The organism is Klebsiella sp. ZJOU C1, assembly GCF_035620215.1.
Lineage (GTDB): Bacteria > Pseudomonadota > Gammaproteobacteria > Enterobacterales > Enterobacteriaceae > Klebsiella > Klebsiella variicola.
Genome location: NZ_CP141644.1, coordinates 171,243 through 196,570, shown reverse-complemented (window position 1 = coordinate 196,570; position 25,328 = coordinate 171,243). Strand labels below are relative to the sequence as shown.

Below are 25,328 nucleotides of genomic sequence, written 5' to 3'. Positions count from 1 at the left end.
GCTCCTCCGGCAGGCCCGTACGGGCGGGCTTTTTCAGGCTGGCATGGAAGATGCAATAACGAGAGAAACCACACAGGAGATAATGCCATGAAACGGAACCGTAACTTACCTCTCACCCTCGTCACCCTTGCCGCACTGACCTTTGGCAGCAACGCGGCCTGGGCCAACCATCACTGGGGCGATAACAACAGAATGGGCGCGCAGGGTTACAGCCAGCTGACCCAGGAGCAGCAGGCTACCGCGCAAAAGCTGCATAACGATTACGCTGCGCAAACCAGCGCCCTGCGCCAGCAGCTGCAGTCCAAACGCTATGAGTACAATGCGCTGGTCACGACGCAAAAGCCGGACAGTGGAAAGATTGAAGCTGTCGCTCAGGAGATGGAAGGCTTACGCCAGAAGCTGGATCAGCAGCGGGTGAAGTTTGATGTCGCCCTGGCTGAGGCGGGCGTTCCCCGTGGCGCAGGAATGGGATACAACGGCTGCCGCGGTAACGGCGGTGGTCATAGGGGCATGAACCACTGGTAATCGTTAGAAGCTTTTTTCTGTCGGCTGCCAGGTGCAGAAGTTTTCATTGGCGACCAGCAATAGTTGAGAGCCTTCAGACGCCTCCAGCCAGGCGATGCTCACCGCGGCGGAGGAATGACTCTGGCGACGTTCAATATGCGCCAGGGCCCGGCTATCGAGGTCAGGCTTCACCGTCTGACCTTCGCAGGTCAACACGGTATGCGCGGCAGCGTTCCAGCGCCCCTGACGCAGGACGACGCGTCCCTGGCGGAGAGCATCGCTGGTCTGGCGGATCTGCTCGGCGCGATAACGATACAGTGCGACCTGGTCGCTGGAGAGCTGTTGCTTCTGCCCGTCGACTTCCCGCTGCATAAAGCTGAGATCGCCCTGCGCGTCGAAGCGGGCGCGAATATGTTCCGGCGGCTTACCGTAGACATTGAGTTCGATAAACGTCAATTGATCGCCCTGCCAGCGATATTCACTGGTCGAGGTATCCCCGTGACGCCACGGGCTGAAAGCGGCGAGAAGATGGACTTCATCACCTGAATCTTTACGCCAGATACGCATCGCCCCCTGATTATCCGCATAACCGCTGGCGGTAAACGGTGGAAGCGAGGCGTCGTGGCTGCAGGCAGTCAGCAACAGGATGCCCGCCAGCGCCAGAGGCCGGCGCCAGACAGACAAAAGGGGCTTAATAGCCCCTTCGATAAAACTGTTCACTGCCACGCGGTCTTACTTAACTGCGTCTTTCAGTGCTTTGCCAGAAACAAATGCCGGCACGTTAGCTGCAGCGATTTTGATCTCTTTACCGGTCTGCGGGTTGCGGCCAGTACGCTCAGCGCGGTGGTTCACTTTGAAGGTACCGAAACCAACCAGTTGAACAGCATCACCTTCTTTCAGAGACTCAGTAATTGCAGCCAGGGTAGATTCCAGGGCAGCTTTAGCCTGTGCTTTGGACAGGTCAGCTTTGTCCGCAATTACATCAATCAGTTGAGTCTTGTTCATAAGTTATCCTTACAATGTGTTTATCGCTTGCTAAGCATCGAGTGCGACGGAAATGCCAAAAAAGCACCCTCCTGCATACACGCACCGATAGCCACTTTTTTTCGCCCTCCAAATGTAGACCAGACGGGGGGCGGAATGGAAGCCTTCAGACGCTACAATTCAGGCGGTAAATCACGTTTTCTGGTCTCACTGCTGAAAATTTATACCAATATTGCTCTCACCGGCCTCACGCAGGTCCGCGCGCAGACCTTTTATCAGCTCAAGGTCACGCTCTTCGCAGTCGGCCAGCAGGCGGAAAATTTCCCACTGAATATCCCATTCCTGCTCTACCGCCGGGTTCGCTTTCAGCTCTTCATCGGTCATTTCGCGACCGGCCTGGGTCATTTCCAGCATCGCCACGCTGGTGATGGATGTCTTGCTCACCTCAATCGCGTGCTCAAGTGTTTCACCGCTCAGACGCGAATGGATCAGTTCGCTCAACGCCACGCAGGCGTCTATAGCCGGATAAACACCGTACAGGTCGAAATCATCTGCCGCCGGGATGGCCTCTTCCAGTTTCTCCAGCTGACTGTCGAAATTCACCTTCGCATCTTTAACCGTCAGCGTTTCCCAGATCAGGTCCAGGATACGACGGTACAGCTGGCCGTCGCCGAACTCGGTTTGCTTGCAGAACATGGCGTAGTTAGGGTACATACGCTCGCACAGGCAGGCCATAAAAGTGACATGCTGCCAGCTTTCCAGCTTCTCCAGGCGCAGGTGAATCGGGTTTTGTAACATGATGAATTCTCGAAGTCAGAAATTAGGCGCAGTGTACCTGAATCAGCCGTGATTTGCTTGCCAACGCACAAACGACGGACGACGGGACGCCACCGCATCGGCCCAGCGCGTCGGCTCGGGGAGACGATAGCCTCGCATGCAGCGCTCAACCCACATTAAGGCGCTGTCCATGCCCACCCGGTGACCGGTGCTAATAAACAGCGGGTTGCAGCGCACTTTGCTGCGCCAGACCCAGGCCAGTTGCTCATTTTTATCCATCAGCGGGGCCAGTGCGCCGGGCTCATCACCCAGTTCGCCGATTTTTCCGCACAGCCGTTTTTTCGCCACCCCGATGGTCGGCACGTCAATCATCAGACCAAAATGGCTGGCGACGCCGAGCCGCCGGGGATGGGAGATACCGTGGCCGTCGACGAAGAGCAGGTCCGGTTTTTGCGAAAGCTGCTCCCACGCCGCCAGCAGCGCAGGTGTTTCGCGAAACGAGAGAAAGCCGGGAATATAGGGCATGGTGGTGGCGACGCGCGCCACCTGATACTCCACCAGCTCAAGCTCAGGCCAGGTCAGCAGCACCATCGCAGCCCGGGTCACTTCCCCTTCCTGCTCAAACCCGACATCCGCGCCGCCGATCAACGCCGGCGGGTCGCGATCCAGTCGATCCGCTCGCTCGACCGACGCGGCTAACTGTTGTTGTTGGGTACGTAGCGCGGCTAAATCCATACGGCTTATCTCCTATTGATGATAGGGTGTGGAAAGACGATGCACCGCCTCAACAAAGACGCCCGCATGCTGCGGGTCGACATCCTGATGGATGCCGTGACCAAGGTTAAAGACATGGCCTTCGCCCTGGCCGAAGCCGGCGAGAATAGTCGCCACTTCCTCTTCAATACGCGGGGCGGGAGCATACAGCATCGACGGGTCCATATTGCCCTGGAGCGCCACTTTGTGACCTACACGACGGCGAGCATCAGCGATATCGGTGGTCCAGTCGAGCCCCAGCGCGTCACAGCCGGTCTCCGCCATCGCTTCCAGCCACTGGCCACCGCCTTTGGTGAACAGGGTCACCGGCACGCGGCGGCCTTCGTTCTCCCGCAGCAGGCCATCGACAATTTTATGCATGTAGTAGAGCGAGAACTGCTGATAGTCGCGACCGGTCAGCACCCCGCCCCAGGTGTCGAAAATCATCACCGACTGCGCGCCGGCTTTGATCTGCGCGTTGAGGTACAAGGTGACGCTTTTCGCCAGCTTCTCCAGCAGCGCATGCAGCGCCTGCGGTTCGGCGTACATCATCTTTTTGATCACGGTGAACGCTTTGCTGCTGCCGCCTTCCACCATGTAGGTCGCCAGCGTCCAGGGGCTACCGGAGAAGCCGATCAGCGGCACTTCGCCTTTCAGTTCGCGGCGAATGGTACGCACGGCGTTCATGACATAGCCCAGTTCCTGCTCCGGATCCGGGATTGGCAGCTTGTCGACGTCGGCTTTGCTTTTTATCGGCGAGGTGAAGCGCGGACCTTCGCCAGCTTCAAAGTACAGCCCCAGACCCATGGCGTCCGGGATCGTCAGGATGTCCGAAAAGAGGATCGCCGCATCCAGCGGGTAACGGCGCAGCGGCTGGAGCGTCACTTCGCAGGCCAGCTCGGCATTTTTACACAGCGACATAAAGTCGCCCGCTTGCGCACGGGTGGCTTTGTACTCCGGTAAATAGCGGCCCGCCTGGCGCATCATCCACACCGGGGTGACATCAACCGGCTGACGCAGCAGCGCGCGCAGGTAACGATCGTTTTTCAGTTCGGTCATTTTTACATTCCTTTAGCGTTGATGCGCCCAGTGTAACATGTCACTCGAACTCTGCCCGACACATCGCCACCGTATCTTCGATAAGCCGACGCGCCACCGTGCCCGGCGGTGGCAGGAGCGGCAGATTGTCATAGCGGTACCAGTCCGCGGTCAGCAGCTCTTTTTTGTCGACCACGATATCGCCATCCGCGTAATCCGCCATAAAAGCGGTCATCAGCGACTGCGGGAACGGCCACGGCTGAGAGGTCACATAGCGCAGGTTTTTCACCTTGATACCGCTCTCCTCCATCACCTCGCGGGCCACCGCCTGCTCAAGGGTTTCACCCACTTCGACAAACCCGGCCAGCACGGTGTGCACGCCGTTACGATGGCGGGTATGTTGCGCCAACAGGATCGAATCATCGCGACGGATAGCGACGATAATGCAGGGGGCAATTTGCGGGTAATAGCGTTCACGGCAGTGGCTGCACAGCATCGCCCATTCGCTTTTGCTGGCATGCATCGGATGGCCACAGTAGCCGCAAAATTTATGCGATCGATAAAATTCGGCGAGCTGGATCCCTCGCCCCGCCAGCTGGAAGAGACCCGGATCCTGATCCAGAACCTGGCGTAACGATCCCATGTCATGGCGGCGATCCTGGCGCACCATCCAGACGGACTCGCCCTGCCACTCGCCAATATGCAGCGCATGCTGTCCGACAAGATCGAAATTAACCGCTTCGCCATGTGGTAATTCTCCACCAGGCAACCATAATTTTTGTTCGTGACTGACAACCCACCAGCCGCGATCTAATTTTTCAATAATACGATCCATATCTATTGCACTACCTTTGCTTCACTGGCATGTTGTTAACATTATATTTACATTTTGGTGAGCAGATTTAAATCAAAACTAGCGGAGTCAATCATGCTAAACCAGCTGGAAAATCTGACGGAGCGCGTTGGCGGTAGTAATGAACTGGTCGATCGCTGGCTACAAGTGCGTAAGCATCTGCTCGTGGCTTACTACAATCTGGTTGGCCTGAAACCGGGCAAAGAGTCATTTATGCGGCTAAACGAAAAGGCGCTGGATGACTTTTGCCAAAGTCTGGTGGATTACCTCTCATCCGGTCATTTTAGTATTTATGAACGCATTATTGGCGAAATGGAAGGCGATACCCCACTTTTAGCCGCCACCCGGCTTTATCCACAGCTGGAAGCCAATACCCAGCAGATGATGGACTACTACGATACCTGCCTCGAAAACGCTATCGATCACGATAACTACCTTGAATTTCAGCAGGCGCTGTCGGATATCGGCGAGTCGCTGGAAGCACGTTTCGCGCTGGAGGATAAACTGATCGCCCTCGCCGTCGCGCATAATCTGAGCAACGACGTGCGCGATAATATTGCGCCGACCGCTTGAGTTGTGCGCAATTAACGAGTAGTTTACCTCCATTCCCCCTCTCCGGAGGGGACGTCATCTTGTCGGAGTGCCTATTTTCCATGCGCTGGCTAAAGTGGAAAAGGCTGAGACCGTTAATTCGGGATCCGCGGAACCTGATCAGGCTAATACCTGCGAAGGGAACAAGAGTAAACTGCTGGTTGCACCTGTCCGTTCTGGACCGGTCGCATCTGTTACTCCATCCGTCGTCTGACAAGCCATCTCCTTTTTTAACTGGAATGCGCTATGTCTACTACCAAACTCACCCGTCGGGAACAACGCGAGCACGCGCAGCGATTCATTGATACGCTGGCAGGTACCGCTTTTCCCAATTCACGCCGCATCTACGTTCACGGCTCACAAGCGGATATCCGCGTCCCGATGCGTGAAATTCAGCTCAGCCCGACCCTCGTCGGCGGCGATAAAGATAACCCCCGGTACGAAGCCAATGAACCGATCCCGGTATATGACACCTCCGGCCCTTATGGCGACCCGGATATTGGCATTGATGTCCGCCAGGGGCTGGCAAAGCTGCGCCAGCCGTGGATCGACGCGCGTAACGACTGCGCTCCGCTCAGCGAACGCAGCTCGGCCTATACCAAAGCGCGGCTGGCCGATGACGGTCTCGATGAGCTGCGCTTCAGCGGCCTGCTGACGCCCAAACGCGCCGTCGCCGGGAAATGCGTTACCCAACTGCACTACGCCCGCCAGGGGATCGTCACCCCGGAGATGGAGTTCATCGCCATTCGCGAAAACATGGGTCGCGAACGTATCCGCAGCGAGGTTCTGCGCCAGCAGCATGCCGGGGAAGGCTTCGGTGCCCGCCTGCCGGAAAACATTACCCCCGAGTTCGTCCGCGATGAAGTTGCCGCCGGACGCGCCATCATCCCCGCCAACATCAACCACCCGGAATCTGAGCCGATGATTATCGGCCGCAATTTCCTGGTGAAAGTGAATGCCAATATCGGCAACTCGGCGGTGACCTCTTCCATCGAAGAGGAGGTGGAAAAACTGGTCTGGTCAACCCGCTGGGGCGCCGACACGGTGATGGACCTCTCCACCGGCCGCTATATCCACGAAACCCGCGAGTGGATCCTGCGCAACAGCCCGGTGCCGATTGGTACCGTTCCGATTTACCAGGCGCTGGAGAAGGTCAACGGCATTGCCGAGAACCTGACCTGGGAAGCCTTCCGCGATACCCTGCTGGAACAGGCCGAACAGGGCGTCGACTACTTCACGATTCACGCCGGCGTACTGCTGCGCTACGTGCCGATGACCGCGAAGCGCCTGACAGGTATCGTGTCGCGCGGTGGTTCAATCATGGCCAAATGGTGCCTGTCGCACCATCAGGAAAACTTCCTCTACCAGCACTTCCGCGAAATCTGCGAAATCTGCGCCGCCTATGACGTTTCGCTCTCGCTGGGTGATGGCTTGCGCCCCGGCTCCATTCAGGACGCCAACGACGAGGCGCAGTTTTCCGAGCTGCGCACCCTCGGCGAACTGACGAAAATCGCCTGGGAGTATGACGTGCAGGTGATGATTGAAGGCCCCGGCCACGTGCCGATGCAGATGATCCGCCGCAATATGACCGAAGAGCTGGAGCATTGCCACGAAGCGCCATTCTACACCTTAGGCCCGCTCACCACCGACATCGCGCCGGGCTACGACCATTTCACTTCCGGTATCGGCGCGGCAATGATTGGCTGGTTTGGCTGCGCGATGCTGTGCTACGTCACGCCAAAAGAGCATCTCGGCCTGCCCAACAAAGAGGATGTGAAACAGGGGCTGATTACCTACAAAATCGCCGCCCACGCCGCCGACCTCGCGAAAGGCCACCCCGGGGCGCAGATCCGCGACAACGCGATGTCCAAAGCGCGTTTCGAATTCCGCTGGGAAGACCAGTTCAACCTCGCGCTCGACCCCTTCACCGCGCGGGCCTATCACGATGAAACCCTGCCGCAGGAGTCCGGCAAGGTCGCCCATTTCTGCTCCATGTGCGGGCCGAAATTCTGTTCGATGAAAATCACCCAGGAAGTCCGCGACTACGCCGCGAAGCAAAATATCGAAGCTGGCATGGCCGATATGTCGCATCACTTCCGCGCCCGTGGCGGCGAAATCTACCTGAAACAGGAGGAAGCCTGATGTATCAACCTGATTTTCCACCCGTCCCATTTCGTCTTGGACTCTACCCGGTGGTTGACAGCGTGGCGTGGATTGAGCGCCTGCTGGAGGCGGGAGTGCGTACTCTTCAACTGCGCATCAAAGACCAACGTGACAGCGACGTGGAGGATGACGTGATCGCCGCCATCGCCCTTGGCCGCCGCTATCACGCCCGGTTGTTCATTAACGATTACTGGCAGCTGGCGATTAAGCATCAGGCCTACGGGGTACACCTGGGGCAAGAAGATCTGGAAACCACCGATCTGAGCGCTATCCGCAAAGCCGGACTGCGTCTCGGCGTCTCCACTCACGACGATATGGAAATTGATGTCGCGCTGGCGGCGCGCCCCTCTTACATCGCGCTGGGCCATGTCTTCCCGACGCAAACCAAACAGATGCCTTCCGCGCCGCAGGGCCTCGACCAGCTAGCCAGACATATTCAACGCCTGGCGGATTACCCCACCGTCGCGATCGGCGGCATCAGTCTGGAAAAAGCGCCGGGCGTACTGGCGACCGGCGTCGGCAGCATCGCGGTGGTCAGCGCTATTACCCAGGCGGCGGACTGGCGGGCAGCGACAGACCAGCTGCTGGCGCTGGCGGGAGCAGGCGATGAATGATCACGACTTTATGCGCTATAGCCGCCAGCTGCTGCTGGAGGATATTGCCATCGAGGGTCAGCAGAAACTGTTAGCCAGCCGGGTGCTGATTATCGGCCTTGGCGGGCTGGGCTCCCCGGCGGCGCTCTATCTTGCCGGAGCGGGCGTCGGGACGCTGACCCTGGCCGATGACGACGCCGTGCATCTCAGCAACCTGCAGCGGCAGATCCTGTTCACCAGCGAGGATATCGACCGGCCAAAAGCCGCGGCGGCAAAGACCCGGCTCAGTCAGCTAAACCCGCAGATCAAACTGGTTGCGCTCCAGCAACGTCTGAGCGGCGAGGCGCTGCGCGCTGAGGTGGCGAAAGCGGACGTGGTGCTGGACTGCACCGATAACATGGTGACCCGCCAGGCAATCAACGCCGCCTGTGTGGCCCTCGACACCCCGTTAGTGACCGCCAGCGCCGTCGGCTTCGGCGGTCAGTTGATGGTGCTCACTCCCCCCTGGGCGCAGGGCTGCTATCGCTGCCTGTGGCCGGATAGCGACGAACCGCAGCGCAACTGCCGCACCGCGGGGATCGTCGGCCCGGTCGTCGGCATGATGGGCACGCTGCAGGCGCTGGAGGCGATTAAGCTACTCAGCGGCATGACGACGCCGCGTAATACCCTGCGGCTGTTCGACGCCCGCACCAGCAACTGGCGTAATCTGGCGCTACAGCGCTCCCGGAATTGCCCGGTGTGCGGAGGGCGGCATGCAGATTTGGTTTAACGACGAGCCGCTGGCATGTGCCGACAATCTCAGCGTCAGCGCCCTGCTGACCCAGCTCGAACAGCTGCAGCCGGGCGTTGCGCTGGCTCTTAATCAACACATCCTGCCGCGCGACCGGTGGGAAGATCATCTCTTACAGGAAGGCGATCGGATCCTGCTTTTTCAGGTTATCGCTGGAGGTTGACATGTTACGTATTGCAGACAAAACGTTTGAATCCCATCTTTTTACCGGTACCGGCAAATTCGCCGCCCCGGAGGTGATGGTTGAGGCGATTCGCGCCTCGGGAAGCCAGCTGGTGACGCTGGCGATGAAGCGCGTCGATTTACGCCAGCACAATGACGCGATTCTCGCGCCGCTGCTGGCGGCGGGCGTTAACCTGCTGCCGAATACCTCAGGCGCCAAGACGGCGGAAGAGGCGGTGTTTGCCGCCCGCCTGGCGCGGGAAGCCCTGGGCACCCACTGGCTGAAGCTGGAGATCCACCCGGATGCCCGCTGGCTGCTGCCTGACCCGATTGAAACCCTGAAGGCGGCGGAGCTGCTGGTGCGCGAAGGGTTCGTCGTCCTGCCCTACTGTGGCGCCGATCCGGTGCTGTGTAAACGGCTGGAAGAGGCTGGCTGCGCGGCGGTGATGCCGCTGGGTGCGCCGATCGGCTCCAATCAGGGGCTGGAAACCAGGGCTATGCTGGAGATTATTATCGAACAGGCGACGGTACCGGTGGTGGTTGATGCCGGGATCGGCGTGCCGAGCCATGCGGCGCAGGCGCTGGAGATGGGCGCAGATGCGGTGCTGGTCAATACCGCCATTGCCGTCGCCGACGACCCCGTGACCATGGCCCGCGCCTTCCGTATGGCAGTCGATGCCGGATTACTGGCGCGTCAGGCCGGACCGGGGGCACGCAGTACGCAGGCGCAGGCCACCAGCCCGCTGACCGGATTCCTGGAGGCGCTGGCATGAAAACCTTCAGCGATCGCTGGCGGGAGCTGGAGTGGGACGACATCCGCCTGCGCATCAACAGCAAAACCGCCGCCGACGTCGAACGGGCGCTGGCGGCCAAACAGCTCACCCGTGACGACATGATGGCCCTGCTTTCACCGGCGGCGGCCAACTATCTTGAACCGCTGGCCCAGCGTGCGCAGCGGCTCACCCGGCAGCGCTTCGGCAATACCGTCAGCTTTTACGTACCACTGTATCTCTCCAACCTGTGCGCCAATGACTGCACCTACTGCGGCTTCTCAATGAGCAATCGCATTAAGCGCAAGACGCTGGATGCCGCCGAGATTGCCCGCGAGTGCGCCGCGATCCGCGACCTGGGCTTTGAGCATCTGCTGCTGGTGACCGGCGAGCATCAGGGCAAGGTGGGAATGGATTATTTCCGCCAGCACCTGCCGGCTATCCGCAGCCAGTTTGCCTCGCTGCATATGGAGGTGCAGCCGCTGGCGACCGAAGAGTATGCCGAGCTGAAAACGCTGGGGCTCGACGGGGTAATGGTCTATCAGGAGACCTACCATGAAAGCATGTATGCCCAGCACCATCTGAAAGGGAAAAAACAGGATTTCTTCTGGCGGCTGGATACACCGGATCGCCTGGGCGAGGCGGGGATCGATAAGATCGGCCTCGGCGCGTTGATTGGTCTTTCCAACAGCTGGCGGGTGGACTGCTTTATGGTCGCCGAGCACCTGCTGTGGCTGCAGCAGCGCTACTGGCGCAGCCGCTACTCGGTCTCCTTCCCGCGCCTGCGTCCCTGCGCCGGCGGTATTGAACCAGCTTCGCTGATGGATGAGCGCCAGCTGGTGCAGACCATTTGCGCCTTCCGCCTGCTGGCGCCGGAGGTTGAGCTGTCGCTTTCAACCCGTGAATCACCCTGGTTCCGCGACCGGGTGATCCCGCTGGCGATCAATAACGTCAGCGCCTTCTCTAAAACGCAGCCCGGCGGCTACGCCGACGATCATCCGGAGCTCGAGCAATTTGCCCCACATGACGATCGCCGCCCTGAAGAGGTCGCCAGCGCGCTAGCCGCCCGTGGCCTGCAGCCGGTATGGAAAGACTGGGACAGCTGGCTGGGACGCGCCTCGCAATCATCATGAAGTATGTTGCAAGCCGCTGATTATTTTGCGTGCCTGCACGAGAGATGAAAAATGGGGAGTCGCCCGATTGCCGCCGTTTTTCTATTCTGCCCGGGTCAGCAGCGGACGCTGACCAGGGCGAACGTTTTCTTCCTCATTTTCGCCCTGCCTCTCCGCGCTGCGCGAGGGCCGGTTCATTATCGACGAATATAAATCACGATAGATGAAGGCCTCAGAGTTATAATTGAGCAATAGTTAACTGATTCGATCGGCAGGCTCGCTGACACAAGCTGCGTTCGGACCCTTGGTTTATACATCCGGGACGATTAACGATTCATGGCGCTACACAACAGAAAACTCTCTTTTACGACACCAATCGTCGTGGGGTTTGCCGGCATTTTGCTCAGTTTCATGCTGATTGCTACTTTTGTCACCCTGGCACAGCGGAAAGATTTTCTCGAAGATTATCACGATATTAACCGCAACTTTACCCACAACCTGGCCATCAACTATACGGAAACGCTGCTGCGGGAAAATGATTTTATCCTCGGCCGCGCGGCCACCTTCTTTGCCCGTAATGACGAACTGAACCGCGCGGTGAACGTTGATCCGGAGAAAGGGTTAACCACGCTAATGCAGTTACAGAACATGATGCCAAGCGTCTCATCCATCTCGCTGGCGGATACCGAGGGCCACTATCTGCGCGCCCCGGAAGTACTGAAAAATGAAGACAGCCTGGCTTTCGACCCCAAAACGCGGCCCTGGTTTATCAAACAGGCAGAAGCCAGCACCTTCAGCCACTACACCAGCCCGTATATGGACTTTTTCACCCACCATCCGACGATTACCATTTTCAAACCCATCATTACTCCGGAGGGTAAACTCAAGGGCAGCCTGGCTTTTCATCTAGATCTCACCTCCATGGGGTTCGCGCTACGGCAGATGGTCGCCCCCGTACAGGGGGAATTTTTTGTGGTGCAGCGGGATGGCAAAGTTGTCCTGCACTCCGACCCGGGCGCGCTGTTTAAACCCTTCGTCAGCGACGAACTGATGGATAAAATGACCAGCGGAGAGGGGCAGCTTTACGATGTCAGGAGCGATACCTGGTATTACTACTACTCCTTTACCAATCCCGACTGGTTCGTGATTTACCGTGTCGATAACGCCACCCTGATCAATCTGACGCGCCATGAGACAAACTTAGTGATCGGCGGTTTCTCACTCGCGGCGATTATCATCCTCTTGTTCGGCCTTTATCTGCGTCATGCTTCCCGTACCGTGCTGATGAATATCATCAATGCGATTAAAACCGGCGACGTCAAACGCGCTCCGCGCCTTGAGGCAATGCTGAGTAAAGCCATTGAAACCAACAAACAGCGTGAACTGACCTACGTTCGCCAGGCCACCATCGACGCCCTCACTGGCTGCAAAAACCGCCGCGCCTTCGACAGCGATATCGCCGCGCTGATGAACGATCACCAACCTTTCGCCCTTGCCCTGGTCGATATCGATAACTTCAAATCGATCAACGACACCTGGGGACACCTCAACGGCGATATCGTCCTGCGCAACGTCGCCCGCGAGGGGCTGCAGGTCCTCCAGCCGCTGGAGATTTCCCTTTATCGCTACGGCGGTGAAGAGTTCGCGGTGGTCTTTCCTGCCGAACACATCGATAACGCCCGAACGCTACTGGAAACATGGCGGGTCAACGTCGAACGGCGTACCTGGCGCGAAGATGGCCTGACGGTCACATTTAGCGCCGGACTGGGGGAATGGAATATGGAGCCGCTGGATAAGCTGGTGGTGAGCGTCGATGAGGCACTTTACAAAGCCAAGCAACAAGGTAAAAACCGCATCCTCCGCGCGTGAGACAACAGGAAGCGGCCGCCCACTTCGGTGGGCTTTTTTATTTTTATCGGCAATAATGAAACCGGTTTCAATTTTTGTGTGATGACTTACACACAATCACGGTAAAGCGGTTGTCGCATCGCCAGGGCCGCGATAAAGATAAGACATCACGGAACACAAGGGCCACTGACTATGAAGAATATCGTTTTGTGCTGTGCCGCCGGTATGTCCACCAGCATGCTGGTTCAGCGTATGCAAGATGCCGCGCAGAAGAAAGGTGTTGAGGTTTCTATCAAGGCCGTCCCGGTCGCCGAGTTTAAAGATAACCTGGCCGCCGCCGACATTATTTTACTCGGCCCGCAGGTGAAATATGAGCAGGCGAAACTGCAGGCGCTGGCCGATCCATTCGGCAAGAAAGTCGCGGTGATCGATATGATGGACTACGGCATGATGAAAGGCGATGCCGTTCTGGATAAAGCCCTGAAGATGCTGGAGTAATCGATGGAAGATTTAGAAACGATCATCATGGAACTGTTGGTTAATGCCGGTTCCGCACGTAGCGCGGCGCTCACTGCTCTCCAGTTAGCACGGAAAGGTGACTTTGCGGCAGCCGAGCAGGCCATGGCCGAGTCCCATGAGTTCGTCAAACATGCGCATAAAATCCAGACCCAGCTCATCGGCCTGGATGAAGGCACCGGTAAGCTGCCGGTCAACCTGATCACCGTTCACTCTCAGGACCACCTGATGAACGCCATGGTCATTCAGGATCTGGCGACCGATATGATTGAACTCTATCGTCGTCTGCCGCTCGCGCAGTAATCTCGCGGATTTAACGGGCGCCGCTGCCGGCGCCCGTCCCCTCTCAAAGAAAACCATACATCGCGGCGAATACCCAGCCAAACACGCAGGAGACACCGACGCCGATGAGCCCGGGCAGGATGAAGCTATGGTTAATGACAAAGCGGCCGATATGGGTGGTCCCTGAGCGGTCGAACTGGATCGCCGCCAGATCGCTTGGGTAGGTCGGCAGAATATAGTAGCCATAGCAGGCCGGCGCGGAAGCCACGATATAGGCCGGGTCGACGCCGATGGCCAGCGCCACCGGAACAATCGCCGCCAGCGCTGCCGCCTGAGAGTTCACAAACTTCGAAACCAGCAGCAGTACGATGGCGTAAGCCCACGGGTACTCCTTCACCATCTCCCCGAGCACACCTTTAATCTCGGTCATATGCGCGCCGAACATAGTTTCCGCCATCCACGCGATGCCGTATACCGCGACGATAGCGATCATTCCCGAACGGAAAACCTCATTTTTAGAAATCGACGCCGGGTTGGTTTTGGTAATGATGATGATCAATGCCCCGGAGAGCAGCATGAACATCTGGATCACCAGCACCATCGACAGCGGCTTACCGTCGAAGGCCGGACGCAGTTCGGAAAACGCGCCGAGTAAGGCCACCACGGCGATGGAAGCAAGGAAGATCCACATCGCAATCCAGTTGCTGGTCGGCAGCTTTTTATCCAGCAGCGTCGCCGTATCGCCATAGACGTAATGGCGATTTTCCGGTACCGCAATAAACGCCTGGAAGGCTTCGTCTTTATCCAGATCTTTGCCACGGAACCAGCTGAAGATACCAATCGCCAGGATCCCCAGCAGCGTGGACGGAATGGTTATCGCCAGCAGGTCGAGAAATTCCAGGTGTTTACCGTTAAAGGTAAAATTCCCCAGCATCGCCACCAGCGACACCACCGCTACCGAGACCGGGCTGGCGATGATCCCCATCTGGGCGCCTATGGAGCTGGCCGCCATCGGACGCTCCGGACGAATGTTATTCTTAATGGCGACATCGTAGATAATCGGCAGGATCGTGTACACCACGTGTCCGGTACCGCAGAGAATGGTCAGCGTGCAGGTGACGAAAGGCGCGACGATTGAAACATATTTCGGGTTGCGCCGCAGCAGCTTCTCGGCAATCTGTAACATGACATCCAGCCCGCCGGACGCCTGTAGCGTGGCCGAAGCGGCCACGACGGCAATGATCACCAGCATTACATCAACCGGTGGTTTACCCGGCTGAAGATGGAACACAAAAACAAGGATAACCAAACCGATGCCGCCCAACAGGCCCAGCGCAATACCGCCTTTTCGGGCACCATAAAACAGACAAATTAAGATAATAATGAGTTGTATCGCAAATTCCATGCAGCCCCCAGAGCCTGTCCACTCAGACCAAAAGAAATGACCAACACCTGCCTGCCGGTATTATTTCTGCGTCTTATCGGGAGAAGCATGAGATGCGGCGATCCCTCTCCAGAGCCGTAGCTTCGAAGATAAAGCAGCAGAAGTAATCCCATGATTCATTAGGTATTTTGAATATATCGCCTTTGGATTGATTATTTTTTGATATGAGTAGAACTTTTACCCATATATAAACAAAGGTTTTTCCAGTGAACGGGGGATGGATATTTTATATGAATTAATTGCTAAAAATATGCGGCGTTAATATGTCGTAAATGTAATTAAAGAAGAGGGTGAGGCGGCGAACAAACAATAAAAAAGCCGGTCAGGAAACCTGACCGGCTTTTTAGCAGTGCATCAACGATTAATCGTTGTCAGAACCGCCCAGGCCTGCGTTCAGCAGTTCTGCCAGGTTGGCAGACGCTTCTTCTACGCTCACCTGCGGGGCAGCTGGCTGTTCGCCCGCTGCGCGACGGCGCATACGATCCTGGTGGTACGCATAGCCGGTACCCGCCGGGATCAGACGACCCACGATGACGTTCTCTTTCAGACCGCGCAGTTCGTCGCGTTTGCCCGCAACGGCTGCTTCGGTCAGCACGCGAGTGGTCTCCTGGAACGAGGCCGCGGAGATGAAGGACTCGGTTGCCAGAGACGCTTTGGTGATACCCAGCAGGTCGCGGGAATAGGTTGCCGCCACTTTGCCATTCGCTTCAAGCTCGCGGTTAGCGATCTTAACGCGGGAGTATTCAACCTGCTCGCCTTCGAGGAAGTCGGAGCTACCAGCACTTTCGATGGTCGCTTTACGCAGCATCTGACGAACGATAACTTCAATGTGCTTATCGTTAATCTTAACGCCTTGCAGACGGTAAACGTCCTGCACTTCGTTGGTGATGTAACGCGTTACCGCGTGCACGCCACGAAGACGCAGAATGTCGTGCGGTGCTTCCGGACCGTCGGAAACCACGTCACCACGTTCTACACGTTCACCTTCGAACACGTTCAGCTGACGCCATTTCGGAATCATCTCTTCGTACGGTTCGCTACCGTCTACCGGGGTGATAACCAGACGACGTTTCCCTTTGGTTTCTTTACCGAAGGAAATGATGCCGCTGATTTCAGCCAGGATTGCCGGCTCTTTCGGACGACGTGCTTCGAACAGGTCCGCAACGCGCGGCAGACCACCGGTGATGTCCTTGGTACCGCCGGATTCCTGCGGAACACGCGCCAGGGTGTCACCAGAGCTGATCTGTACGCCATCTTCCAGCTGAACAATCGCTTTACCCGGCAGGAAGTACTGAGCCGGCATATCGGTGCCTGGGATCAGAACGTCATTGCCCTGAGCATCAACAATTTTCAGTGCTGGACGCAGATCTTTACCACCGGAGGTACGTTCCGCGGAATCCAGAACCACCAGCGAAGACAGACCGGTCAGCTCGTCGGTCTGACGAGTAATGGTCTGGCCGTCGATCATGTCAGTGAAGCGGACGAAACCACTCACTTCGGTGATAACCGGCATGGTATGCGGATCCCAGTTTGCAACGGTTTCACCGCCAGCAACCTGTTCGCCGTCGCCTTTCGCCATAACGGAGCCGTAAGGCACTTTATAGCTTTCTTTGGTACGACCGAATTCGTCGATCAGTTTCAGCTCGGTGTTACGAGAGGTGATAACCAGTTTACCGCTGGAGTTCACAACCGACTTCGCGTTGCTCAGACGGATGCTACCTTTATTTTTCACCTGGATGCTGGATTCAGCAGCCGCACGAGATGCCGCACCACCGATGTGGAACGTACGCATCGTCAGCTGTGTACCCGGCTCACCGATGGACTGTGCCGCGATAACGCCGATAGCCTCACCTTTGTTGATGAGGTGGCCACGCGCCAGGTCACGACCGTAGCAGTGCGCACATACACCAAAGTCGGTGTCACAGGATACAACGGAACGAACTTTGACGGAGTCAACGGAGTTCTCTTCCAGCAGGTCACACCAGTGCTCGTGCAGCAGCGTGTTGCGTGGAACCAGAATGTCCGCGGTACCCGGCTTCAGAACGTCTTCAGCAGTCACACGACCCAGTACGCGATCGCGCAGCGGCTCTTTAACGTCGCCACCTTCGATAACCGGCGTCATGGTGATGCCTTCCAGGGTGCCACAGTCGTCTTCAGTGACAACCAGGTCCTGCGCAACGTCAACCAGACGACGAGTCAGGTAACCGGAGTTCGCAGTCTTCAGTGCGGTATCCGCCAGACCTTTACGCGCACCGTGGGTGGAGATGAAGTACTGGAGTACGTTCAGACCTTCACGGAAGTTCGCGGTGATCGGCGTTTCGATGATGGAGCCATCCGGCTTCGCCATCAGACCACGCATACCAGCCAGCTGACGAATCTGTGCCGCAGAACCACGCGCACCGGAGTCGGCCATCATGTAGATGCTGTTGAAGGAAACCTGCTGCTCTTCCTGACCGTCACGGTTAATCACGGTTTCGGTTTGCAGGTTATCCATCATCGCTTTGGATACACGATCGTTCGCCGCAGCCCAGATATCGATAACTTTGTTGTAGCGTTCGCCCGCGGTGACCAGACCAGACTGGAACTGTTCCTGAATCTCAGCAACTTCCGCTTCCGCTTCGCTGATGATTTCGTATTTTTTCTCCGGGATGACCATGTCATCGATACCAACGGATGCACCTGAACGCGCTGCATAAGCAAAGCCGGTGTACATCGTCTGGTCCGCAAAAATAACGGTCGGTTTCAGGCCCAGAATACGGTAACAGGTGTTCAGCATCTTGGAGATCGCTTTCTTACCGAGCGCCTGGTTCACGATAGAGAACGGCAGACCTTTCGGTACGATCATCCACAGAATGGCACGGCCAACGGTCGTGTCTTTCAGGCTAGTCTTCGCGACGAATTCACCATTCTCGTCTTTTTCGTATTCAGTGATACGCACTTTAACGCGCGCATGCAGAGAGGCCAGACCGGCGCGATAAATACGCTCCGCTTCTTTCGGGCCAGTCAGCACCATGCCTTCGCCTTTGGCGTTAACACAGTCACGGGTCATGTAGTACAGACCCAGTACAACGTCCTGAGACGGAACGATGATTGGTTCGCCGTTCGCCGGGGACAGGATGTTGTTGGTAGACATCATCAGCGCACGCGCTTCCAGCTGGGCTTCCAGCGTCAGCGGTACGTGAACAGCCATCTGGTCACCATCGAAGTCGGCGTTATAGGCCGCACAAACCAGCGGGTGCAGCTGAATAGCTTTACCTTCGATCAGAACCGGTTCGAATGCCTGGATACCTAAACGGTGCAGCGTTGGCGCACGGTTCAGCAGTACCGGGTGTTCGCGGATAACTTCGTCCAGGATATCCCAAACGACGGCTTCTTCGCGCTCAACCATTTTCTTAGCAGCTTTGATGGTGGTGGCCAGGCCACGCAGTTCCAGCTTGCCGTAAATGAACGGTTTGAACAGCTCCAGCGCCATTTTCTTCGGCAGACCGCACTGATGCAGACGCAGGTATGGACCTACGGTGATAACAGAACGACCGGAGTAGTCAACACGCTTACCAAGCAGGTTCTGACGGAAACGACCCTGTTTACCTTTGATCATATCGGCCAAAGATTTCAGAGGACGTTTGTTAGAACCGGTGATCGCACGACCGCGACGGCCGTTATCCAGCAGGGCGTCAACCGCTTCCTGCAGCATACGTTTTTCGTTGCGTACGATGATGTCCGGCGCAGCCAGATCCAGCAGACGTTTCAGACGGTTGTTACGGTTAATGACGCGACGATACAGATCGTTCAGGTCAGAAGTCGCAAAACGGCCGCCATCGAGCGGAACCAGCGGACGCAGATCTGGCGGCAGAACCGGCAGAACGGTCAGGATCATCCATTCCGGCTTGTTGCCAGACTGAACGAACGCTTCCAGCAGTTTAATGCGCTTGGTCAGCTTTTTACGCTTGGTTTCGGAGTTGGTTTCGTTCAGCTCTTCACGCAGCTGTTCGCATTCCTGCTCCAGATCCATATTGCGCAGCAGCGCCTGGATCGCTTCCGCACCCATTTTCGCGTCGAATTCGTCACCGAACTCTTCCAGCGCATCCAGGTACTGCTCTTCAGTCAGAATCTGGTTGCGTTCGAGGTTGGTCATGCCACCTTCGATAACCACGTAGGATTCGAAGTACAGTACACGTTCGATATCGCGCAGCGGCATATCCAGCAGCAGGCCGATACGGGACGGCAGCGATTTCAGGAACCAGATGTGCGCCGTCGGGCATGCCAGCTCGATGTGGCCCATGCGCTCACGACGCACTTTAGTCTGGGTCACTTCAACGCCGCACTTCTCACAGATCACACCGCGGTGTTTCAGGCGCTTGTACTTACCGCACAGGCACTCATAGTCTTTTACTGGCCCGAAAATACGAGCACAGAACAGACCGTCACGCTCAGGCTTGAACGTACGGTAGTTAATGGTTTCCGGCTTTTTAACTTCACCGAAAGACCATGAACGGATCATGTCTGGCGATGCCAGAGCAATTTTGATCGCATCAAACTCTTCGGTTTTAGTTTGCGCTTTCAGAAACTTTAATAAGTCTTTCACGGATTTGCTCCCGTCGGAGTTAGCACAATCTGGCGCCGGGTTTTATCCCGGCACCAGTGACCTGTTTGAGCGAGAGTTACTCGTCTTCCAGTTCGATGTTGATGCCCAGCGAGCGGATTTCTTTCAACAGTACGTTGAAGGACTCCGGCATGCCCGGTTCCATCTGGTGGTTGCCGTCCACGATGTTTTTATACATCTTGGTACGACCGTTCACGTCATCAGACTTAACGGTGAGCATTTCCTGCAGGGTGTAGGCCGCGCCATAAGCTTCCAGCGCCCACACTTCCATCTCACCGAAGCGCTGACCACCGAACTGCGCCTTACCACCCAGCGGCTGCTGAGTAACCAGGCTGTAGGAACCGGTGGAACGAGCGTGCATTTTGTCGTCGACCAGGTGGTTCAGTTTCAGCATGTACATGTAACCCACGGTTACCGGACGTTCGAACTGTTCACCGGTGCGGCCGTCAAACAGGGTGATCTGACCGGAAGTCGGCAGGTCGCCCAGCTGCAGCAGCTCTTTGATTTCAGCTTCTTTCGCACCGTCGAATACCGGCGTTGCGATCGGCATGCCTTTACGCAGGTTTTCAGCCAGACGCAGAACTTCTTCATCGCTGAAGGTATTCAGGTCAACTTTCTGGCGAACGTCAGCGCCCAGATCGTAAGCACGCTGGATGAATTCGCGCAGTTTCGCGACTTCTTGCTGCTGTTTCAGCATGGCGTTGATCTTATCGCCGATGCCTTTCGCAGCCATACCCAGGTGAGTTTCCAGGATCTGACCGATGTTCATACGAGACGGTACGCCCAGCGGGTTCAGTACGATATCTACCGGCGTACCGTTAGCATCGTGCGGCATATCTTCGATCGGGTTGATCTTAGAGATAACACCCTTGTTACCGTGACGGCCTGCCATCTTATCACCAGGCTGGATACGGCGTTTAACGGCCAGGTATACCTTAACAATCTTCAGCACACCCGGTGCCAGATCGTCGCCTTGGGTGATTTTACGGCGTTTCGCTTCGAGTTTTTTCTCGAACTCGTGTTTCAGTTCGTCATACTGCTCAGCCAGTTGCTCCAGCTGATTCTGTTTCTCTTCGTCGGTCAGGCCCAGTTCCAGCCAGCGATCGCGCGGCAGTTTGTCGAGCTTCTCAGCTTCAACGCCACCGGAGACCAGCACCGCGTAGATACGACTGAACAGACCGGCTTCGAGGATCTGCAGTTCTTCAGACAGGTCTTTCTTCGCCTGCTTCAGCTGCATCTCTTCGATTTCCAGCGCACGTTTGTCTTTTTCTACGCCATCACGGGTAAAGACCTGAACGTCGATAACGGTACCAGAGACACCGTTCGGTACGCGCAGAGAAGAGTCTTTAACGTCAGACGCTTTCTCACCGAAGATCGCACGCAGCAGTTTCTCTTCCGGCGTCAGCTGGGTTTCACCTTTCGGCGTTACCTTACCAACCAGAATGTCGCCGCCGGTCACTTCCGCGCCGATATAAACGATACCGGACTCATCCAGTTTAGAGAGCGCAGCTTCACCCACGTTCGGGATGTCAGCGGTGATCTCTTCCGGCCCCAGCTTGGTGTCACGGGACACGCACGCCAGTTCCTGAATGTGGATGGTGGTGAAACGGTCTTCCTGAACAACACGCTCGGAGACGAGGATGGAGTCTTCGAAGTTGTAGCCGTTCCACGGCATGAACGCTACGCGCATGTTCTGACCCAGTGCCAGTTCACCAAGGTCGGTGGATGGGCCGTCGGCCAGCACGTCGCCGCGCTCAATGGGTTCGCCCAGGGACACGCAAGGCATCTGGTTGATGCAGGTGTTCTGGTTAGAACGGGTGTACTTGGTCAGGTTATAGATGTCGATACCTGCTTCGCCCGGGTACATCTCGTCTTCGTTAACTTTGATAACGATACGGGAAGCATCCACGTACTGAACGGTACCGCCACGTTTAGCCACCGCAGTAACACCGGAGTCAACGGCAACAGCACGTTCCATACCGGTACCAACCAGCGGCTTATCAGCGCGCAGAGTCGGAACCGCCTGACGTTGCATGTTCGCACCCATCAATGCACGGTTGGCGTCATCGTGCTCCAGGAACGGGATCAGGGACGCACCGACGGATACCACCTGCTGGGTGGATACGTCCATGTAGTCAACCTGGTCGCGGCTGAACAAGCTGGATTCGCCTTTGCTACGGCAGGTAACCAGGTCTTCTACGAAGTGGCCGTTTTCATCCAGGTTGGAGTTCGCCTGAGCAATAACGTAGTTGCCTTCTTCGATAGCAGACAGGTAGTGAATTTCATCGGTAACCACACCGTCGGTCACTTTACGATACGGGGTCTCAAGGAAACCGTATTCGTTAGTCTGTGCGTACACGGACAGGGAGTTGATCAGACCGATGTTCGGACCTTCAGGCGTTTCGATTGGACATACGCGACCGTAGTGCGTCGGGTGTACGTCTCGAACTTCGAAGCCTGCGCGTTCACGGGTCAGACCGCCTGGGCCGAGTGCGGAGATACGACGTTTGTGCGTAATCTCAGACAGCGGGTTGTTCTGGTCCATAAACTGGGACAGCTGGCTGGAACCAAAGAACTCTTTCACTGCTGCGGAAATCGGCTTGGCGTTGATCATATCCTGAGGCATCAGGGTATCCAGATCGCCCAGAGACAGACGCTCTTTAACCGCACGCTCTACACGTACCAGGCCAACGCGGAACTGGTTTTCCGCCATTTCGCCAACGGAACGGATACGACGGTTGCCGAGGTGGTCGATATCATCGACTTCGCCTTTACCGTTACGGATATCGATGAGCTTCTTCATCACTTCGATGATGTCGTCTTTGCTCAGGATACCGGAACCTTCGATTTCGTCGCGCAGCAGAGAACGGTTGAATTTCATACGACCAACCGCGGACAGATCGTAGCGGTCTTCGGAGAAGAACAGGTTCTCAAACAGGCTTTCAGCCGCTTCGCGAGTCGGCGGCTCACCAGGGCGCATCATGCGGTAGATTTCTACCAGCGCGCTCAGACGATCGTTGGTCGGGTCGACGCGTACCGTTTCAGAAATGTACGGACCGTGGTCCAGATCGTTGGTGAACAGCGTTTCGATACGCTTGTGGCCGGACTGGCTCAGTTTAGCCAGCAGATCCAGGCTCAGCTCCATGTTCGCCGGGCAGATCAGTTCGCCGGTCGCTTCGTCGATGTAGTCTTTAGAAGCAACTTTACCCGCGATGTACTCAACCGGAACTTCGATATGTTTGATATCGTCTTTTTCCAGCTGGCGAATGTGGCGCGCAGTAATACGACGGCCTTTCTCAACGTACACTTTACCGTTGGCTTCGATATCGAAGGAGGCGGTTTCACCGCGCAGACGCTCCGGTACCAGCTCCATCTGCAGCTTGTTGTCGCGAATTTCAAAGACCACTTTCTCGAAGAACAGGTCAAGGATCTGCTCAGTGGTGTAATTCAGCGCGCGCAGAATGATGGTTGCCGGCAGTTTACGACGACGGTCGATACGAACGAACAGGTTGTCTTTCGGGTCGAATTCGAAGTCCAGCCAGGAACCGCGGTAAGGGATGATACGTGCGTTATACAGGACCTTACCGGAGGAGTGGGTCTTACCTTTGTCACTGTCAAAGAAGACGCCCGGGCTACGGTGCAGCTGAGAAACGATAACACGCTCGGTACCGTTGATAACAAAGGTACCGTTGTCGGTCATGAGCGGAATTTCGCCCATGTAGACTTCTTGTTCTTTGATGTCTTTAACGGTGCCTTCCGGCGCTTCGCGCTCGTAGATCACCAGACGCAGTTTTACGCGCAGCGGTGCAGAATAAGTCACGCCACGGATCTGACATTCTTTAACATCAAAAACAGGTTCGCCCAGACGGTAGCTGACGTATTGCAGCTCTGAATTACCGCTGTAGCTCTGAATCGGGAATACGGAACGGAAGGCTGCTTCCAGACCATACTGCCCTTCAGGATCTTGCTCGATAAACTTCTGGAACGAATCAAGCTGGATAGAAAGGAGATAAGGTATGTCCAGAACTTGTGGACGTTTACCAAAATCCTTACGAATACGTTTTTTCTCGGTATAGGAGTAAACCATAGGGTTCCTCAGCTCGCTGACAAGTCGACCCGTCTGCCTAAGTAAGGCAGTTTTTTATGCAACACTATTTTGTTGACCGGAAAATGGAACACTTTCCGCAATACCTGTTGCTATCACGCTTAAACCATTTCGTTGCGATTTACACAGCCCAGGAACCCTAACCTGTCGCAGTATATTAAGTCGTCGATAGAAACAAGCATTGTCAGGCAAACCAGCAGTCAAACAGTGTGAAATGCTACTGGCGCCTTACAGCGCAAAAAGGCTGGTGACTAAAAAGTCACCAGCCTCAGCCTGATTTCTCAGGCTGCAACCGGAAGGGTTGGCTTATTTAACTTCAACTTCAGCGCCAGCTTCTTCCAGAGATTTTTTCAGAGCTTCAGCGTCGTCTTTGCTGATGCCTTCTTTCAGTGCAGCCGGAGCAGATTCTACCAGGTCTTTAGCTTCTTTCAGACCCAGGCCAGTTGCGCCACGTACTGCTTTGATAACAGCAACTTTGTTAGCGCCAGCAGCTTTCAGAATTACGTCGAATTCAGTTTTTTCTTCAGCAGCTTCAACCGGGCCAGCAGCTACAGCTACAGCAGCAGCAGCGGAAACACCGAATTTTTCTTCCATTGCAGAGATCAGCTCAACAACGTCCATTACGGACATAGCGGATACTGCTTCAATGATTTGATCTTTAGTGATAGACATTTAAATTGTTCCTGAATATCAGAATAAGTTTATACGTAAGCGAATGCTTTATAAAGATAACTGCGATTAAGCAGCTTCTTTCGCATCGCGTACAGCAGCCAGAGTACGAACCAGTTTGCCAGCCGAAGCTTCTTTCATGGTTGCCATCAGGCGTGCAATTGCTTCTTCGTAGGTCGGCAGAGTTGCCAGGCGGTCGATCTGCGACGCCGGGATCAGCTCACCTTCAAAGGCAGCGGCTTTGACCTCAAATTTTGCATTCGCTTTCGCGAACTCTTTGAACAGACGAGCAGCAGCGCCCGGGTGTTCCATAGAGTATGCAATCAGGGTCGGACCAACAAACGTGTCTTTCAGGCACTCGAACTGAGTACCTTCAACGACGCGGCGCAGCAGGGTGTTACGAACAACACGCATGTATACGCCAGCTTCACGACCTGCTTTACGCAGTTCAGTCATTTTATCTACAGTTACGCCACGGGAATCCGCAACTACTGCAGACAGCGCGCCTTTGGCTACTTCGCTGACTTCAGCAACAATCGCTTGTTTGTCTTGAAGATTTAAAGCCATTAGCTTTGCTCCTGGATGTTTGCCAGAGCTTATGCTCTGGAACTCACTTCACTCAATTCAACGAAAAGAGCGTCTAAATACGGTGAGCAGAAACAAGCCAGAGTATCCAAAAAATAATCTTAGCGTTCTGTCACCGTCTACGCAGGGGATTAAGTTTCTTGCGAAACACCTGCGGTCTTCGACGGAGGCCTGGATAGGCCAGGC

General features: G+C 56.0%; 22 protein-coding genes and 1 riboswitch. Of the genes, 11 read left to right on the top strand and 11 right to left on the bottom strand.

From position 1 onward, the window contains the following. Positions 1-87: 87 nt before the first annotated feature. Positions 88-525, top strand: coding sequence for a zinc resistance sensor/chaperone ZraP (zraP, locus tag SPE70_RS00950; RefSeq protein ID WP_064170694.1), 438 nt, complete (start codon positions 88-90; stop codon positions 523-525). A 3-nt stretch (positions 526-528) separates the two neighbouring features. Here the strand turns inward: zraP and SPE70_RS00945 are convergent, their stop codons facing one another. The 6 genes from SPE70_RS00945 to nudC form a co-directional block, all read right to left on the bottom strand. Then, positions 529-1,224 (bottom strand): DUF1481 domain-containing protein, encoded by a 696-nt coding sequence (locus tag SPE70_RS00945; protein WP_012969176.1) that lies wholly within the window; start codon positions 1,222-1,224, stop codon positions 529-531. Between the two features lie 12 nt (positions 1,225-1,236). Further along, positions 1,237-1,509 (bottom strand): nucleoid-associated protein HU-alpha, encoded by a 273-nt coding sequence (hupA, locus tag SPE70_RS00940; RefSeq protein ID WP_002884342.1) that lies wholly within the window; start codon positions 1,507-1,509, stop codon positions 1,237-1,239. Positions 1,510-1,695: 186 nt separating this feature from the next. Next, positions 1,696-2,286: a YjaG family protein gene (locus SPE70_RS00935; protein ID WP_012543208.1), complete on the bottom strand. Its 591-nt coding sequence runs from the start codon at positions 2,284-2,286 to the stop codon at positions 1,696-1,698. 42 nt (positions 2,287-2,328) lie between these two features. Further along, positions 2,329-3,000 carry a deoxyribonuclease V gene (gene nfi, locus SPE70_RS00930; RefSeq protein WP_008807992.1) on the bottom strand — a complete coding sequence of 224 codons (672 nt, stop codon included), beginning with the start codon at positions 2,998-3,000 and terminating at the stop codon, positions 2,329-2,331. 12 nt (positions 3,001-3,012) lie between these two features. Continuing rightward, positions 3,013-4,077 carry a uroporphyrinogen decarboxylase gene (gene hemE, locus SPE70_RS00925; RefSeq protein ID WP_008807993.1) on the bottom strand — a complete coding sequence of 355 codons (1,065 nt, stop codon included), beginning with the start codon at positions 4,075-4,077 and terminating at the stop codon, positions 3,013-3,015. Positions 4,078-4,117: 40 nt separating this feature from the next. Then, on the bottom strand, positions 4,118-4,891 hold the full coding sequence (nudC, locus tag SPE70_RS00920) for an NAD(+) diphosphatase (RefSeq protein ID WP_008807994.1): 774 nt from the start codon (positions 4,889-4,891) through the stop codon (positions 4,118-4,120). Between the two features lie 93 nt (positions 4,892-4,984). On the opposite strand from nudC, the gene SPE70_RS00915 reads away from it, so the two are divergent. From SPE70_RS00915 to SPE70_RS00870, 10 genes are all read left to right on the top strand, one after another. After that, on the top strand, positions 4,985-5,482 hold the full coding sequence (locus tag SPE70_RS00915) for an Rsd/AlgQ family anti-sigma factor (protein ID WP_002884324.1): 498 nt from the start codon (positions 4,985-4,987) through the stop codon (positions 5,480-5,482). Positions 5,483-5,535: 53 nt separating this feature from the next. Further along, positions 5,536-5,660, top strand: a riboswitch (TPP riboswitch). Positions 5,661-5,746: 86 nt separating this feature from the next. Then, positions 5,747-7,642 carry a phosphomethylpyrimidine synthase ThiC gene (thiC, locus tag SPE70_RS00910; protein ID WP_023323453.1) on the top strand — a complete coding sequence of 632 codons (1,896 nt, stop codon included), beginning with the start codon at positions 5,747-5,749 and terminating at the stop codon, positions 7,640-7,642. Then, a complete protein-coding gene (thiE, locus tag SPE70_RS00905; RefSeq protein ID WP_023296881.1) occupies positions 7,642-8,277 on the top strand; it encodes a thiamine phosphate synthase in 636 nt (211 codons plus the stop codon). Before thiC ends, thiE begins: the two co-directional genes overlap by 1 nt. Continuing rightward, positions 8,270-9,025, top strand: coding sequence for a thiazole biosynthesis adenylyltransferase ThiF (gene thiF, locus SPE70_RS00900; protein ID WP_008807997.1), 756 nt, complete (start codon positions 8,270-8,272; stop codon positions 9,023-9,025). Before thiE ends, thiF begins: the two co-directional genes overlap by 8 nt. Continuing rightward, on the top strand, positions 9,009-9,209 hold the full coding sequence (thiS, locus tag SPE70_RS00895) for a sulfur carrier protein ThiS (protein ID WP_008807998.1): 201 nt from the start codon (positions 9,009-9,011) through the stop codon (positions 9,207-9,209). Before thiF ends, thiS begins: the two co-directional genes overlap by 17 nt. Before the next feature lies 1 nt (position 9,210). Continuing rightward, on the top strand, positions 9,211-9,981 hold the full coding sequence (gene thiG, locus SPE70_RS00890; RefSeq protein WP_064170695.1) for a thiazole synthase: 771 nt from the start codon (positions 9,211-9,213) through the stop codon (positions 9,979-9,981). Beyond that, complete coding sequence (gene thiH, locus SPE70_RS00885) at positions 9,978-11,111, top strand: 2-iminoacetate synthase ThiH (protein ID WP_064170696.1); 1,134 nt, start codon at positions 9,978-9,980, stop codon at positions 11,109-11,111. Before thiG ends, thiH begins: the two co-directional genes overlap by 4 nt. A 315-nt stretch (positions 11,112-11,426) precedes the next feature. After that, complete coding sequence (locus SPE70_RS00880; RefSeq protein WP_012543212.1) at positions 11,427-12,959, top strand: sensor domain-containing diguanylate cyclase; 1,533 nt, start codon at positions 11,427-11,429, stop codon at positions 12,957-12,959. Positions 12,960-13,175: 216 nt separating this feature from the next. Continuing rightward, complete coding sequence (locus tag SPE70_RS00875) at positions 13,176-13,436, top strand: PTS sugar transporter subunit IIB (RefSeq protein ID WP_004198931.1); 261 nt, start codon at positions 13,176-13,178, stop codon at positions 13,434-13,436. A 3-nt stretch (positions 13,437-13,439) separates the two neighbouring features. Further along, a complete protein-coding gene (locus SPE70_RS00870) occupies positions 13,440-13,757 on the top strand; it encodes a PTS lactose/cellobiose transporter subunit IIA (protein ID WP_008808002.1) in 318 nt (105 codons plus the stop codon). 43 nt (positions 13,758-13,800) lie between these two features. On the opposite strand, the gene dcuB is transcribed toward SPE70_RS00870, so the two are convergent. The 5 genes from dcuB to rplJ all read right to left on the bottom strand — a co-directional run bounded on the left by dcuB (position 13,801) and on the right by rplJ (position 25,124). Further along, on the bottom strand, positions 13,801-15,141 hold the full coding sequence (gene dcuB, locus SPE70_RS00865) for an anaerobic C4-dicarboxylate transporter DcuB (RefSeq protein ID WP_008808003.1): 1,341 nt from the start codon (positions 15,139-15,141) through the stop codon (positions 13,801-13,803). Positions 15,142-15,541: 400 nt separating this feature from the next. Next, positions 15,542-19,765: a DNA-directed RNA polymerase subunit beta' gene (rpoC, locus tag SPE70_RS00860; protein WP_008808004.1), complete on the bottom strand. Its 4,224-nt coding sequence runs from the start codon at positions 19,763-19,765 to the stop codon at positions 15,542-15,544. 76 nt (positions 19,766-19,841) lie between these two features. Then, on the bottom strand, positions 19,842-23,870 hold the full coding sequence (rpoB, locus tag SPE70_RS00855; RefSeq protein ID WP_008808005.1) for a DNA-directed RNA polymerase subunit beta: 4,029 nt from the start codon (positions 23,868-23,870) through the stop codon (positions 19,842-19,844). A gap of 324 nt (positions 23,871-24,194) precedes the next feature. Beyond that, positions 24,195-24,560 (bottom strand): 50S ribosomal protein L7/L12, encoded by a 366-nt coding sequence (gene rplL / locus SPE70_RS00850; RefSeq protein WP_002884142.1) that lies wholly within the window; start codon positions 24,558-24,560, stop codon positions 24,195-24,197. 66 nt (positions 24,561-24,626) lie between these two features. Next, positions 24,627-25,124, bottom strand: coding sequence for a 50S ribosomal protein L10 (gene rplJ, locus SPE70_RS00845; protein ID WP_001207203.1), 498 nt, complete (start codon positions 25,122-25,124; stop codon positions 24,627-24,629). Between the last annotated feature and the right edge of the window lie 204 nt (positions 25,125-25,328).

Excerpts from the sequence above, each read along its gene's own strand:
- thiE (WP_023296881.1), top strand. The coding sequence starts at position 7,642 with ATGTATCAACCTGATTTTCCACCCGTCCCATTTCGTCTTGGACTCTAC.
- rpoB (WP_008808005.1), bottom strand. The coding sequence starts at position 23,870 with ATGGTTTACTCCTATACCGAGAAAAAACGTATTCGTAAGGATTTTGGT.
- rplJ (WP_001207203.1), bottom strand. The coding sequence starts at position 25,124 with ATGGCTTTAAATCTTCAAGACAAACAAGCGATTGTTGCTGAAGTCAGC.
- rplL (WP_002884142.1), bottom strand. The coding sequence starts at position 24,560 with ATGTCTATCACTAAAGATCAAATCATTGAAGCAGTATCCGCTATGTCC.
- thiS (WP_008807998.1), top strand. The coding sequence starts at position 9,009 with ATGCAGATTTGGTTTAACGACGAGCCGCTGGCATGTGCCGACAATCTC.
- nudC (WP_008807994.1), bottom strand. The coding sequence starts at position 4,891 with ATGGATCGTATTATTGAAAAATTAGATCGCGGCTGGTGGGTTGTCAGT.
- SPE70_RS00870 (WP_008808002.1), top strand. The coding sequence starts at position 13,440 with ATGGAAGATTTAGAAACGATCATCATGGAACTGTTGGTTAATGCCGGT.
- hupA (WP_002884342.1), bottom strand. The coding sequence starts at position 1,509 with ATGAACAAGACTCAACTGATTGATGTAATTGCGGACAAAGCTGACCTG.
- nfi (WP_008807992.1), bottom strand. The coding sequence starts at position 3,000 with ATGGATTTAGCCGCGCTACGTACCCAACAACAACAGTTAGCCGCGTCG.
- dcuB (WP_008808003.1), bottom strand. The coding sequence starts at position 15,141 with ATGGAATTTGCGATACAACTCATTATTATCTTAATTTGTCTGTTTTAT.
- SPE70_RS00935 (WP_012543208.1), bottom strand. The coding sequence starts at position 2,286 with ATGTTACAAAACCCGATTCACCTGCGCCTGGAGAAGCTGGAAAGCTGG.
- SPE70_RS00880 (WP_012543212.1), top strand. The coding sequence starts at position 11,427 with ATGGCGCTACACAACAGAAAACTCTCTTTTACGACACCAATCGTCGTG.
- thiH (WP_064170696.1), top strand. The coding sequence starts at position 9,978 with ATGAAAACCTTCAGCGATCGCTGGCGGGAGCTGGAGTGGGACGACATC.
- thiC (WP_023323453.1), top strand. The coding sequence starts at position 5,747 with ATGTCTACTACCAAACTCACCCGTCGGGAACAACGCGAGCACGCGCAG.
- thiF (WP_008807997.1), top strand. The coding sequence starts at position 8,270 with ATGAATGATCACGACTTTATGCGCTATAGCCGCCAGCTGCTGCTGGAG.
- hemE (WP_008807993.1), bottom strand. The coding sequence starts at position 4,077 with ATGACCGAACTGAAAAACGATCGTTACCTGCGCGCGCTGCTGCGTCAG.
- zraP (WP_064170694.1), top strand. The coding sequence starts at position 88 with ATGAAACGGAACCGTAACTTACCTCTCACCCTCGTCACCCTTGCCGCA.
- SPE70_RS00915 (WP_002884324.1), top strand. The coding sequence starts at position 4,985 with ATGCTAAACCAGCTGGAAAATCTGACGGAGCGCGTTGGCGGTAGTAAT.
- thiG (WP_064170695.1), top strand. The coding sequence starts at position 9,211 with ATGTTACGTATTGCAGACAAAACGTTTGAATCCCATCTTTTTACCGGT.
- SPE70_RS00875 (WP_004198931.1), top strand. The coding sequence starts at position 13,176 with ATGCTGGTTCAGCGTATGCAAGATGCCGCGCAGAAGAAAGGTGTTGAG.